Source organism: Paenibacillus sp. FSL R5-0378, from assembly GCF_038009285.1.
GTDB classification, from domain to species: Bacteria; Bacillota; Bacilli; order Paenibacillales; family Paenibacillaceae; genus Paenibacillus_AQ; species Paenibacillus_AQ favisporus.
Map to the genome: position 1 here is coordinate 1,862,733 of NZ_JBBPAY010000001.1, position 13,237 is coordinate 1,875,969.

Annotated in this window: 8 protein-coding genes; all 8 read left to right on the forward strand. The window is 59.7% G+C overall.

Annotation, left to right across the window (positions count from 1 at the left end; genetic code table 11):
- The first annotated feature begins 229 nt into the window (after positions 1-229).
- The 8 genes from MKY74_RS08620 to MKY74_RS08655 all read left to right on the forward strand — a co-directional run bounded on the left by MKY74_RS08620 (position 230) and on the right by MKY74_RS08655 (position 13,166).
- Positions 230-2,602 (forward strand): DUF7408 domain-containing protein, encoded by a 2,373-nt coding sequence (locus MKY74_RS08620; protein ID WP_076173459.1) that lies wholly within the window; start codon positions 230-232, stop codon positions 2,600-2,602.
- Entirely contained in the window at positions 2,599-3,528 is a 930-nt protein-coding gene (locus tag MKY74_RS08625) for an ABC transporter ATP-binding protein (RefSeq protein WP_076173458.1), read from the forward strand. The genes MKY74_RS08620 and MKY74_RS08625 overlap by 4 nt, the downstream gene beginning before the upstream one ends.
- Positions 3,525-4,460, forward strand: coding sequence for an ABC transporter permease (locus tag MKY74_RS08630; RefSeq protein WP_076173457.1), 936 nt, complete (start codon positions 3,525-3,527; stop codon positions 4,458-4,460). The genes MKY74_RS08625 and MKY74_RS08630 overlap by 4 nt, the downstream gene beginning before the upstream one ends.
- Positions 4,461-4,545: 85 nt before the next feature.
- Positions 4,546-6,228 carry a phage tail tape measure protein gene (locus tag MKY74_RS08635; RefSeq protein ID WP_076173456.1) on the forward strand — a complete coding sequence of 561 codons (1,683 nt, stop codon included), beginning with the start codon at positions 4,546-4,548 and terminating at the stop codon, positions 6,226-6,228.
- Between the two features lie 23 nt (positions 6,229-6,251).
- Positions 6,252-7,241: an AAA family ATPase gene (locus tag MKY74_RS08640; protein ID WP_076173455.1), complete on the forward strand. Its 990-nt coding sequence runs from the start codon at positions 6,252-6,254 to the stop codon at positions 7,239-7,241.
- On the forward strand, positions 7,238-8,173 hold the full coding sequence (locus MKY74_RS08645) for a DUF58 domain-containing protein (RefSeq protein ID WP_076173454.1): 936 nt from the start codon (positions 7,238-7,240) through the stop codon (positions 8,171-8,173). Before MKY74_RS08640 ends, MKY74_RS08645 begins: the two co-directional genes overlap by 4 nt.
- A 33-nt stretch (positions 8,174-8,206) precedes the next feature.
- Positions 8,207-10,207 carry a vWA domain-containing protein gene (locus tag MKY74_RS08650; protein ID WP_076173453.1) on the forward strand — a complete coding sequence of 667 codons (2,001 nt, stop codon included), beginning with the start codon at positions 8,207-8,209 and terminating at the stop codon, positions 10,205-10,207.
- The gene (locus MKY74_RS08655; RefSeq protein WP_341011921.1) at positions 10,191-13,166 is read left to right on the forward strand and encodes a VWA domain-containing protein; all 2,976 of its coding nucleotides are present in this window, start codon (positions 10,191-10,193) and stop codon (positions 13,164-13,166) included. Before MKY74_RS08650 ends, MKY74_RS08655 begins: the two co-directional genes overlap by 17 nt.
- The last annotated feature ends 71 nt before the right edge of the window (positions 13,167-13,237 follow it).

Consider the following 13,237-nt stretch of genomic DNA (forward strand, 5'->3'; position numbering starts at 1 on the left):
TTTGACCCCATCGCGTTCGTCAATAGGATGAATGACATAGAGCTATGGGGATCACCGTGCGCATCAAGCTGTAGGTATGTCCGTCCCGCTCTTCATGGAGCGGGATTTTTTTGTCGATTTAGCCCAGTTCGGACAATTTATCCAAAATTATGAAAATATTTTACCAATTTCGCCGCATCCCTATAGTAGAATGACCAAAGAAGCCTGAGAGAAGAGAGAGGAGACAATCATGCAATCATTTCGACGTTACATAAGGCGGATCGTACTTCCAGTGCTGCTTACCATATGGGTGCTGCTGCTCCTGCCTGGATGGGGCGCCACCGCGCATGCGGAGGATGACCCTTCCATTTCGCTGAAAACCGAAATCGGCTACAGCGGCAAAATGAAAATGGGCAGCTGGAATCCCGTCAAATTCACCCTCACCAGCAGCCAGGATATTTCCGGAGATTTGGTTATCCAGATCGACACCGGACTGGCTCCCGCCACTTACGTCCAGCACGTCGAACTGCCGAAGGGTACGGCCAAGGTCGTCATCATGGGCGTTCCGGGGGACAACTTCACCAAGGATACGAATGAAATCCGCTTTTATAAAAATTCTTTCCAAAAGGGCAAGCGGGTCAGCTTCAGCTCCGGTACGCCTTATTTGAAAGGCATGCCTGTGACGGCCTCCAATGTGGCTGTTCTGTCGGAGGACCCCGACACGATGAATTTTCTAAACGTGCTGCGGAGCAGCGGGTATGACCTGAACGTTCTGCCGCTGAAAGGCACGGATTTGCCCGAGGATCCGATGCTGCTGGACAGCCTTGACGTCATCGTGCTGAACCGTTTTGCCTCGGACACCTTGTCCAAAGGGCAGGCCGCAGCCGTAGAGCAGTGGGTGCGTTCCGGCGGCGAGCTGGTCCTTGCCGGCGGTGCGGCATATCCGAAGTCGGCCGCCGCTTTCGAGCAGATTGCCCCGGTTCAGTATACGGGCACTTACACGGCATCATCCCTTCCAGAGCTCGCCAAGCTGGGCGGCAAGCCGCTGGAGCTGGGCGGTGAGCTCACGCTCTCCGACGCTTCCCCAGTGGAAGGAGGAGAGGTCATGTATCAGGCCGGCGGCAAGCCGCTGATCGCCTCCCGCCAAGTCGAGCAGGGCACCGTGCTGTATGCAGCCTACGATTTGTCGATGGAACCGCTGGCTTCCTGGAGCGGTCATCCGTCGGTGTGGTCGTATCTGCTGCGCGATCACCTGGCGCTGTCCAATCAGCCGAACAACAAATTCAACATGATGCAGAACCAGATGTACAATCTCATCAACGTACTGGATTATTTTCCTTCGCTCAAAATGCCGTCTTTTCCAGTCATGGCCTGGCTGCTCATCGTTTATGCCGTGATTGTGGCGCCGGTGCTGTACTGGATTCTGAAAAGGGCCGACAAGCGCGAATGGGCCTGGTGGATCATTCCGCTCATCGCGGTTATCGCCAGCGGCACTGTCTACATGATCGGAGCGGCAGATAAAACCAAACAGCTCGCCCATACCATCAACATGCTGGAGCTGGACGGCAAGGGCAATGCCTCGGAGGTCAGCGCTTCGGCGTTCTTTACGCCCCGGAGCGGGGAGTTCACGATTGATTTTCCGGCACATACCTATCTGACGGTTGATCGGACCAACGGGGCTTTCAGCAGCTCGAACCGTTCGAACAGCTTTGTGGAGGTCGGTGATCAGTCGACCCGATTGACCTTGAGTGATATGCCGCAGTGGTCCCTCGCGAAGGTATGGTCCAATCGCCGGGAGAACCGGAAGGTCGGCCAGTTCGATGTGAAGATCCAGCTGGATGCCAAGGGGAATATCGGAGGGCAGGTGACGAACAACACATCCTATAATCTGAATCATGCGGTGCTGGCGTTAGGCGGAAGCCTGTTTGAACTCGGCGACTTCGGCAAAGGGGAAACCAAGCCTCTATCGGGTGCCAGTAAACCGACCGCCGTTAATCCGTACAATATGGCCAACCAAATCTTTGGCAACCTTACCGGAGGCCAGGCGGACGAATTTACACGGGAACGCGAAATTCTGATGACCACGGTTCCGAACACGGCATGGTATCAGTCAGGCTCCTACGTGATGGCCTGGAGTAAGGATCCGCTGGTCAGCTACACCATGGAGGGCAAGAAGCTGGAAGGCAATCAGCTGAACCTGTGGGCACAGCCCGTTTCCATTGACTGGGCGCAGAACGGAAAGCTCAACATTCCTTTCGGGTTTATTCAGCCGAAGGTTACGCAGATATCGTCGCCGGGATGGTATGAAGATCCAAGCGGAACCACCGAAATGGACCAAGGCAGCATCACCTTCGAGTACACGGTGCCTGCGCTGAAGCAGGGTGCCTCTGCCGTGCTGACTCTCCGTGCGAACAACCCCGGGAAGAAAACGGAATACCGGATTTTCAACAATGACAAACAGACGTGGGACCCGGTAACCTGGGATGCCACCAAGCAGTGGAAGGCTGAAAAGAACGTCCAACAATACTTGGCGGGCGGCCGGATTCGCCTGATGCTGACAGCCCAGGAGCACGTCCAGTTGAAACTTCCGGAGATCAGTCTGAAGGGGGCGGAGAAGCCATGATCGAAATCGAACATTTAACGAAAACTTATGGGAGCTTTCAAGCGTTAAAAGATATTAATATGTACATTCCGCAGGGAACCGTTTTTGGATTCGTCGGTCCGAACGGGGCCGGCAAATCGACGACGATGTCGATCCTGGCCACGCTTATGCTGCCCACTTCGGGCACCGCGCGGGTAGACGGCTTTGAAGTAACCGAAAACCCCAAGGAGGTCCGCAAAAGAATCGGCTACATGCCGGATTTCTTCGGGGTCTATGACCAGCTGAAAACGACGGAGTACCTGCATTTTTACGGAGCCAGCTACAACATCCCGCGCGGGGAGCGGGACAAATTGATTCCCCAGCTGCTGGAGCTCGTCAACTTGAGCGACAAAGCGGACACTTACGTCGACAGTCTTTCCCGGGGGATGAAGCAGCGGCTGTGCTTGGCCAGATGCCTGGTGCATGACCCTAAGGTGCTCATTCTCGACGAACCGGCATCCGGGCTTGACCCGCGGGCGCGCATCGAAATGCGCGAAATTTTGAAGGAACTGAAGCTGATGGGCAAAACGATCATCATCTCCTCGCACATCCTGCCCGAGCTGGCGGAAATGGTCGATGAAATCGGCGTCATCGAGCACGGGCAAATGGTCGCCCAAGGCCGGGTGGCCGATATCCAGAATCGTCTTCGCGTCAAAAAAGTGCTTCACATCCGTTCGCTGGATAAGGAAGAGGAGCTTGCGGCACGGCTGCGGGATGAACCTTACGTCAGCGGCGTGCTTGCCGACAACACCGGCATCCATGTTCATTTCGGCGGTGGGGATGAGGATCAAGGAGCCCTGCTTCAGAGAATCGTCACATGGGGTTACCCCGTACTGTCGTTTCACGAGGCGCAGACCAATCTGGAAGACGTATTCCTCGAAATTACGAAAGGAGGGCCCGCGACATGAATTGGACGCGCAAATGGATCAATCCCGTGCTGGATAAGGAATTCCGTCTGCGGATGCGGACCCCCCGGTCGGCGATTTCCCTGATGGTGTATATTTTAGTTCTCGGGCTGATCGCCCTGGGCTTTATCTATGTCAGCATGTACCTCGGGAACGGCGGCGGGCAGACCCGATTCAACTCGGGCATGGGCCAGATCATGTTCTATGTGCTGAGCTTTGCCCAGCTGGTGCTGATCGCATTCATGGCACCGGCCCTGACGGCGGGCGTCATCAGCAGCGAACGGGAAAAGCAGACGCTCAGCATGCTGTTAACCACCCAACAGAGCTCGTCGACGATCATTTTGAGCAAGCTGGTATCTTCGCTCAGCTTTATGGCCTTGATCGTGGTAGCGACGCTGCCGGTATACAGCATCGTATTTATGTATGGCGGCATCTCCCTGAATCAGCTGGTCTCACTGTTCCTGTTCTATCTGTTCATTATGCTGATGCTGGGATCGCTGGGGGTTCTTTTCTCCACGCTGCTGAAGCGGACGATGATCTCCGTGATCGTGACTTATGGCGTGGGATTGTGCATCTTTTTGCTGACGGGACTGCTGTATCTGTTCGCCCTGAGCTTGGTTCAGAGACAAAATGCACAATCCGTGCTGCAGCCGGATTACTCCTGGGTTGGTTATATCCTTGGCCTGAATCCGGCGGCGGCGCTGATCAGCTTATTCGAACCGAGCTTTTCCAAACAGGCTTTCCTCGTCCGGGGAACGACGCTCAACGCGGATGCGCCGATTCAGCTGTGGCAGGAATTTGTGGTGGTGTACAGCGTGGTCATCATCGTGTCGCTCTGGATCAGCATCCGCCGGATTCGCCCGGTTCGCCGTAGAAGGAAGCAGGCAGAGACAGACGGCACGGATGGCGGAGCAACGATGGAGCCCGTGAAGTAAGTACTGGACGGGATTTAAAGAAAGCAGGACGGGATGATAAGGACACTGGCCGAGTATTTTATCCATTAAAAAGGAGGTGGAAACTATGGACCCGATCATGCAGGCGATCCACCGGGCCCGCGCCCGTCTGCAGGTCTTCAGAATGCTGAGGTATTTGGCATATGGGTTGTCCTGCGGACTGATCGCAGCGCTGCTTCTCCTGCTCGCCGCCAGGCTGTGGCCGATTCCTTTCTACCAGCTGGCGGCTGCCGGGCTTGCGGTAGCAGGAGCGGCCGCCGGTCTGGCTGCCGGGCTGCTGCACCGCATCCGTGTGAAGGAAGCGGCTGAAGCGATGGATCTCGCCAGCGGCAGTGCGGAGCGAAGCGACATGATGGTGACCGCGTTGTCTTTTGCCGGGAACGATTCGGCGGCGGCTCGATGGCAGCGGACCCAGGCGGCCGAATACGGACGCCTGTTTGCGGCGCAGATGAAGACAAGGCTGAGAATGCCGAAGCTGACGAAGTGGTGGGCTGGCTGCGGCGGGGGGCTTGCCGTATGCCTTGCTCTGGCGCTGCTGCCAAGTCCGATGGATGATAAGCTTGCCCAAGCGGCGGAGCAGAAGCAGTGGGTTCAGGAGCAGCGAAAGAAAACGGAGGATCTGGTGAAAGAGCTCGAAACGAAGAAGCTGGATCTGACGGCGAAAAAACCGCTGGACGACCACCTCAAGACGCTGCAAAAGGAACTGGACGGGACCAAAGATCCGGACCGTGCCTTGGAGCAGCTGGAGAAAACGATGAAGGCGATGGAGCAGACGGCCAAACAGCAGGAAGAGAAGGCGCAGAACCTGTCGGAGCTGGGCCGGAAGATGCAGCAGACGCCCCAGCTGTCTTCCATCGGGAAGAGCCTGGAGCAGAAGGATCAGGCTGCGATGAAAAAAGCGCTGGACCAGCTGAAGCAGCAGATCCAGAAGCTGTCGCCGGAAGAGAAGGAGCAGCTGCGGGAGGCTCTGAAGAAGATGGCCGAAGAGGCCGGGAAGAAACAGGACACCAAGGCTCTTCAAGAAGCGCTCAACAAGGCGGAGCAGGCGCTGGCCGGCACGGACCCTTCCAAGCTGGACGAAGCGCTGAAGGGGCTGGAGGATGAGCTGGCCAAAGCGATTGCCGCGAGCCAGGCGTCTTCCAGCCAATCCGACGCCGCTGCGGCATTGGCCGCAAGCCTGGCATCTCAGGGGCTCGGCCTGGCTTCGCAGATGACGGCGGCCGGCATGCCCGTATCGGATGCCTGGGCCACCGGCGGCGCGGCGGAACAGCTGGCCCTGGCGGATTCGGCCGGGATGGGCGAACCTTCGGACAGCGGCGGAGGCGATCCATCGGAGCCGATTGACGGGGCGGGCCGAGGTAATAGTCCCGGCCAGGGATCCGGCAATGGATCCGGAAGCGGATCCGGTTCCGGCGCCGGCCAGGGCGGATCCGGACGCGGCGGCTCGGGCCAGGGGCCGGGAGGTTCCGGCGCAGGCCTCGGCCAAGGCGGACGCGAGCTCGTCACGACGCCGCGCGAATTCGCCGGCAAAGGGAACGTGCAGGCGGACAAAGGTCCGATTCAAGGCGGCGGCGGAACGGTCCAGAAAGGCGGCGTGGCTCCGGGAGTCGAGGGAGCGAGCCGTCCTTACGAGGAAGTATACAAAGAATATGAGGCCGAGGCTAAAAAGTCGCTGGGGCGCAGCGACCTGCCGCAGCAGATGCAGGGCCTGGTCGAGGAATATTTTACGGGAATCAATCCGAATCCCTGATCTACAATTGAGGAGGAAGGCTAATGCTGGATACGCAAATTCAACCGGAAGCTTGGAAAGAGACGATATCCCGGGTACGGGAGCAGATCGCCGAGGTGATCGTTGGCCAGCAGGAGGTCGTCGAGCAGATGCTGTGGTGCATCTTTGCGGGAGGCCATGCCCTTCTGGAAGGCATTCCCGGCCTAGGCAAGACGATGCTGGTCCGTACGATTGCCGACACGCTCGACCTGTCGTTCTCGCGCATCCAGTTTACGCCGGATTTAATGCCAAGCGACATTACGGGGACGCAGGTCATTTCTTTCGGCCGTCAGGGGGAAACCTCGATGTCTTTTCAGCGCGGGCCGCTCTTCAGCAGCATCGTGCTGGCGGACGAGATCAACCGGGCGACCCCGAAAACGCAGAGCGCTTTGCTCGAGGCGATGCAGGAGAAAACGGTGACGGTTGGCAGCGAGACGCACGTTCTGCCGAAGCCGTTCTTCGTCCTGGCGACGCAAAACCCGCTTGAAAACGAAGGGACCTATCCGCTGCCGGAAGCCCAGCTGGATCGGTTCCTGCTCAAAATTCTCGTGCCATATCCGGGAAGCGAGGAGCTGAAGGAAATCGTCCGGCGGACAACGACGAACCGCCAGCCGGAGGTGCGGAAGCAGGCCGGTGCCGCTGAGCTGCTGGAAATCCAGCAGGGAGCCAGGGAAGTGCTGGTCGCCGATGAAGTGCTGGATTATGCGGCCAGGCTGCTGATGATGACCCATCCGGAAGAGGCGACGGCGCCTGAGGGAATCAAGAAGTACGTTCGCTTTGGTTCGGGGCCGCGCGGCATCCAGTCGATCATTTCGGCGGGGAAGGTCCGGGCGGTCTGCCAAGGCAGGATGCACCTGTCCACCGGCGATATCCATGCCGTCGCGGTGCCGGCACTGCGGCACCGGATATTTTTGAACTTTGAAGGCCAGGCCATGGGCATTACGACGGACCAGGTGATCCGCGAGATGCTCGAGCGGACGGAGGCGCAGGGATGAGCGCGGAATACCTGCTGCCCCCGGACTGGATGGTCCAGCTGGAGCGGATGAGCCTTGGCTCTGCAAAGCGTGTGGCCGGTACCCTGCAGGGCAAGCGGCGCTCCAGCCGGCTCGGCTCTTCGCTCGAATTCGCCGATTACCGGCCTTACGCTCCCGGGGATGACATCCGCAGGTTCGACTGGGGCGTGTATGCGCGGACAGGCAAACCGTTCGTCCGGCAGTTTATGGACGAGCAGGAGCTGATGGTCAGCCTGTACGTGGATTGCTCGGCATCGATGGATTTTGCAGGCGGGACCCGGGGACGGGAGGGGAATGGAAATGAAGCGATTCCCTCCAAGCTGCGGTATGCGAAGCAGCTGGCCGCCAGCATCGGATATGTTGCGCTGTGCTCTTACGAACGGCTGCAGGCCTGCTGCTTCAGCAGCCAGATCGACGCCCGCCTGCCGGTGCTCCGCGGACGCGGGGCGGCCCATCGGCTGTTTCGGTTTTTTCAGGACGCGGCCCCCGGAGAAGAAGGAAGCCTGGCGGCCGCCTTCGGCGCACCGGGAGCGATGCCCAGACTGCCGGGGATGACCTGGATCTTCTCGGACTTTTGGCTGGATGAACGGGAGGAGGATCTCGGGCTGATGCTGAGCCGGCTAAGAGGGGCGGGGCAGGAGGTCGTACTCGTTCAGGTGCTGGCCCCGGAGGAAATCGCCCCGGCCTACAGCGGCGACCTAAGGCTGATCGACAGCGAGCTGGGCACCGGGAAGGATATCGCCTTTACCGGCAAAGTGTTACGGGCCTACCAGGACGAGCTTGAACGGTATCAGGAATACCTGATGAAGCTGGCTGCAGATCGCGGCATGACCTTCATCCGGGTTTCGACAGATATGAGCCTGCAAAAGGCGGTGTTTGGCGTAATGGCGGAAGCAGGTCTCGTCATCGCTTGACGAGCTTGGCTTACAGAGAAAGGGGGAAGCATTGTGGGAATCGGTTCATGGGCAGGGCTGTGGTTTGCGCTCAGCATACCGGCGATCCTGCTGATGTATTTGCTCAAACGCAAGTTTATAGACACCACCGTGCCCAGCCACCTGCTGTGGGACCGGGTGCTGAAAAATATCGAAGCCAACCGCCCGTGGCAGAAGCTGCAAAACCGTCTGCTGCTGTGGCTGCAGCTGCTTGCCGCCGCGCTGCTCGTTTTTGCCCTGCTGCAGCCTTATCTGTGGGTATCCGGAAATAGCGGGGGGCACATCGTCTTCGTTGCTGATACATCCGGGAGCATGGGTGCAATAGCGCCGCCGCCAGCCGGCAATGCAGAACAGTCTTCCCAGGAGCCGCAGGAGACGCGGATCGAACGAATGAAATCCGAGATGAAGCAGTACGTGAAGAAGCATGCCCGCGGCAGCGAGGTCACCCTGCTCAGCATGAAATCCGAGCCCGACGTGATCATTTCCCGGGAAAAGGATGCGAAGCGCGTTCAGGATGCGATCGACGGTCTCACGCCTTACTACGGTCAGGCGGCGTATAATGAGACGCTGTCGCTGGCCTCTGCGCTTACGCGGGAGGAGCAGAACGCGGAGGTTGTTCTTTTTACGGACGGCGAATGGAAGGGCGCCAGCGACCAGGTGACGTTTGAAGTTCCTGCACATACAGTCCTGGTTGGAAACGGTCCGGTGAAAAATGCCGCCATCCAGCAGTTTGGCATTCAGCAGGGCAAGGAAGGTAATGATGCGGTGGCTGTGCTCGGCTCGAGCGGGACATGGGATGCGCCGGTCGATGTACGCATTTATGGGGACAACAAGCTGCTGCGTACCGAATCGGCCGATCTTACCCGGCACAGCGCCACGCTGGTTCTGCAGTCTCTGCCGCCGGCTGACGTGTACCGGATTGAGCTGGATGGCGATGACGGATATGCCGCCGACAACGCAGCTTACGCTTTTGGGAAAAGCAGCCGGGAGCCGAGCATTCTGCTGCTGACGCCGGGCAATCTGTTTCTGGAAAAGGCGCTGCAGCTGACCGGAGCGCAGGTGACCCGGATGACAACGGAAGAGCCCAGCAATTCCGCGAAAACGGCGGATTCAGGGAACGCTGCGTCTGTTCCACAGGTTCCCAAGGATCCGCCGGATTTGATCGTTGTGGACGGGCAGGCGCCTGCATTTACGAAGGAAGGTTCCTGGAAGCAGCTGCTTGAAGAGACCCCGCTGTGGTCGATCGGCGGCAGCGGTCCGGAAGTCAAGGTGAACGGTCAGGAGCCTAAAGTATCCGATCATCCGGTGAACCGGTACATCACGCTGAAAGGCCTCTACGTGGGCGAGCTGCACAAGGAACCGCTGCCGGCCTGGGCCGAGCAGCTGGTGACGATCGGCGGTACGCCGGCAATATATGCAGGCAAGGAAGCGGGACATCCGCGGCTGTCGTTTCTGTTCCGGCTGCAGGACACGGATCTGCCGCTGTCGGCGGAATTTCCGATCCTCGTCCATAACGCGGTTTCTTGGCTGAACGAAGGCGAAGGTACGGGTCTAGGCAGGGTAACAGCCGGATCGGGATTGGAGGTGCCGATCGCAGCGGATGCGGAGCAAGCGGAATGGAAGGTGCAGCATACCGGGGTACCTGGTGCGGGAGCGCCGGTTCCGGAGGTGCAAAAACGGGAGCGGGCGATATCCTCCCTGCAGACGGCGCCGCAAATACCCGGATTGTATGCTTTTGAAGAGCGAAACAGTCAGGGGAACACCACCAGCTATCTGGTGGAGACGGCTGCCGATCCTTTTGAGGGAACCTTTGCCTCTTCTAAGCCGGTTGTTTTGAAATCGGGCCAAGACGATACAGGCAGGGCTGAGACAGGTGCCGGAGAACAGGCAGGGAATCCGGGAACGGATGGGAAAATCGGTCAAAGCCGCTACTCGCTCATGTGGCTGGCCGCCGCCGTCGTACTGCTGATGATCGTGACTGAATGGGGGGTGTACCAGCGTGGGCGTTCAATTTAATCACCCTTGGCTGCTGCTCTTGCTCCTTCCGCTGGCGCTTCTGATGGTGTATGCGTACAAATCGGACTTTCGCCTGGCCGGCCGCCGCAAAACCTGGGCGATCGCCATCCGTTCCGTGATCCTGCTGCTGCTCGTGCTGATGCTGTCCGGATTGCAGTCTTATACTGTATTGCACCAAAAGAAGGTCGTATATGTCGTTGACCGCTCGATGAGCATGACGGACACGGAAAGCGCCGAAGCGTTTATTGGACAATCGGCCAAAGGCAAGGAAGCGAAGGACGCCATCGCGGTGGTATCCACAGGTCTGGACGCGGCTGTTGAGCAAAAAGAGACCCGTGAGCTCCCGGGCTCCCTTCGGCTGAATGCGGACCTGAAGCGGGAATACACGAATCTGGAAGCCGGCATGATGCTCTCCGGGAGCATGCTGGACAGCCGCTCGGATTCCCGGATCGTCCTGATCACCGACGGGGAGGAGAATGTCGGCAGCATGCTGTCGGCTGGACGGCTGTTGAAGGACCAGGACATCCCGGTTGACGTGTTGGAGATGCCTTCGTCCGAACAGCAGGACGTCTCCGTGGAGGAAGTCAACGTCCCGGAGAAGCTCTACCAAGCAGAGTCCTATTATATTGAAGTACTGGTGCGGAGCACCTATAAAGGCAAGGGTGAGCTCCGGCTGTATGAAGACAACGCCGAGATCGGACGCGAGTCGGTGGACGTGACCCCGGGAGACAACCGGTACGCCGTGAAAGGGCTGGCGAAAAAAACGGGACTTCACCGCTACCGTGCCGAAATTTTCATGGACGGCGACCGCCAGTCGGCCAACAATGCGGGATATGCCTTTACCCGGGTGGAAGGTCCGCCCAAGGTGCTGATCGTGGAAGGCGAGAAGGGGAACGCAGCCAATCTTGCGTCGGCTCTCTCATCGGGCCTGGTTCAGTATGAGCGGATCGATCCGAGTGTTCTGCCGCTGGAGCCGGCGAAATATGCAGCGTATGATTCCATTATTTTTAACAACGTATCCGGCGACCAGGTTGGCGAGCGGCGGATGGCCATGATCGAACAGGCTGTCCGCACCTATGGGGTCGGCTTTATGATGGCCGGTGGCGAGGACAGTTACGGCATGGGCGGTTATTTCAAGACGCCGATTGAAAAGCTGCTCCCCGTCTCCATGGAGCTGGAGGGCAAGCGGGAGATCCCGTCCCTCGGTCTGATCCTGGTCATTGACCGTTCGGGCAGCATGAGCGGGGACAAAATGGAGCTCGCCAAGGAAGCGGCGATCCGTACGGTGGAAATGCTGCGATCCAAGGATACGGTCGGCGTGCTCGCCTTTGATTCCCAGCCGTGGTGGGTCGTGACCCCTCAGCCCCTGGCGAACGGCAAGGAGGATGTCATCTCACAGATCCAATCCATCCAAAGCGATGGCGGGACCGATATTTACCCGGCTGCGGCGTCCGCTGTAGATGAAATGCTGAAGGTCAAGGCCCAGCGGAAGCATATCATTCTGATGACCGACGGACAGTCGGCCGGAAACGGCGGATACAGCGATTTGATCGAGCAAATGAAGGGCGGCAAAATCACGATGTCCACGGTTGCGGTCGGAATGGATGCGGACGTCAATCTGCTGCAGTCGCTGGCGGATGAGGCCAAGGGCCGATACTACTTTGTGGATGACGCTTCGTCGATACCGTCGATTTTCAGCCGCGAAGCCGCGATGATGTCCAAGTCCTACATTGTGGACAAGCCGTTTGTGCCGGCACTGCAAAACGGCGGGGACTGGACGTCTTTGTTCGAAAATGGCGTGCCGCAAGTTTACGGCTATGTCGCCACGACGCCGAAGCAGGGGGCGCAGACGGTGCTGACCAGTCCGGAGCCCGACCCGCTGCTGGCGAGGTGGCAGTACGGATCCGGCCGAACCGTCGCCTGGACAAGCGACCTGATGGGCAAATGGTCGAAGGACTGGGTAGCTTGGCCCGCCTTCTCCAATGTCGTGACCCAGATGGTGAAGTGGACCTTCCCTCAGTTTACGGCTTCCCCGTATGAGGTAAGCACGCAGATCGAGGGGAACCGGGTCCGTTTTGAAGTCAAAGCGGATACGGCGGGCACGGATCAACTGCAGGCGGTCATTACCGGGGATGATCTGCAGGAGCATAAGGTGGATCTCGTTCAGGAGGCGCCGGGAAGCTATACCGGAGAGCTGCCGGTGGACCAGTCCGGTTCGTATCTGATGACGCTGCTCGGCGGCAGCGGCAAGCCGGCTGCGCCCGGCACCGGGCTGGTCGTCCCTTACTCCCCGGAATACCGGATTGCGGACGGGAATGCGGATCAGGGGCTTCAGCGATTGGCTGAGCTGACCGGCGGCCGGATGCTGTCGAAGGACCATCCGGAGCAGGTATTTGCCGCCAAAGCCAAGCCGAGCCGCCAGCTCCATGATTGGAGCTATGCGCTGCTGGCCGCGGCCCTGGTGCTGTGGGTGGCGGACATTGCCGTCCGCCGCCTGGCGCTCCCATGGGGCGCCATCGCTGCGCGGGCCGCCGCCATCCTGCGGCGGCGGCAAGCACCGGCCGGCGGGGCGGAGGCCCCGGACGCCGGCCTGGGCCGGCTGGCGGCGCGCAAGCAGCGCACCACCGCCTTCTACGGCGGCCGCTCTGCCGGGCCGCCGGCACCGGCGCCGCAGGCGCGCGCGGAGCGCGGCGCGGCCGGCGCCAGCGGGCGCAGCCCGCAGGAAGCCGGAGCGGAGCGTCCGGCTTCGGGGGCGTCCCGCCCGGCGGCTTCACCTTCGCCGCCGCGCGGGCGCCAACAGCCCGGCAGCCGGAGGCCGGGCCGGGCAAGGAAGCTGTGGCGCAAAGCCCGCCGCAGCCGGAGGAAGAGCGGTCCGCAGCGATGGACCGCCTGCTGGCCGCCCGTAAGCGGAACTCGCGCTAGGGCTCGCAGCTTCTATGACTGTCCGCCGGAAGCTTAACAGCAGAACTCGCCCTGACAATCGGGACAGCAGGCACGACCGCTGTGCATCTGCAAACGGAATTTTCGCTA

Excerpts from the sequence above, each read along its gene's own strand:
- MKY74_RS08620 (WP_076173459.1), top strand. The coding sequence starts at position 230 with ATGCAATCATTTCGACGTTACATAAGGCGGATCGTACTTCCAGTGCTG.
- MKY74_RS08625 (WP_076173458.1), top strand. The coding sequence starts at position 2,599 with ATGATCGAAATCGAACATTTAACGAAAACTTATGGGAGCTTTCAAGCG.
- MKY74_RS08630 (WP_076173457.1), top strand. The coding sequence starts at position 3,525 with ATGAATTGGACGCGCAAATGGATCAATCCCGTGCTGGATAAGGAATTC.
- MKY74_RS08635 (WP_076173456.1), top strand. The coding sequence starts at position 4,546 with ATGGACCCGATCATGCAGGCGATCCACCGGGCCCGCGCCCGTCTGCAG.
- MKY74_RS08640 (WP_076173455.1), top strand. The coding sequence starts at position 6,252 with ATGCTGGATACGCAAATTCAACCGGAAGCTTGGAAAGAGACGATATCC.
- MKY74_RS08645 (WP_076173454.1), top strand. The coding sequence starts at position 7,238 with ATGAGCGCGGAATACCTGCTGCCCCCGGACTGGATGGTCCAGCTGGAG.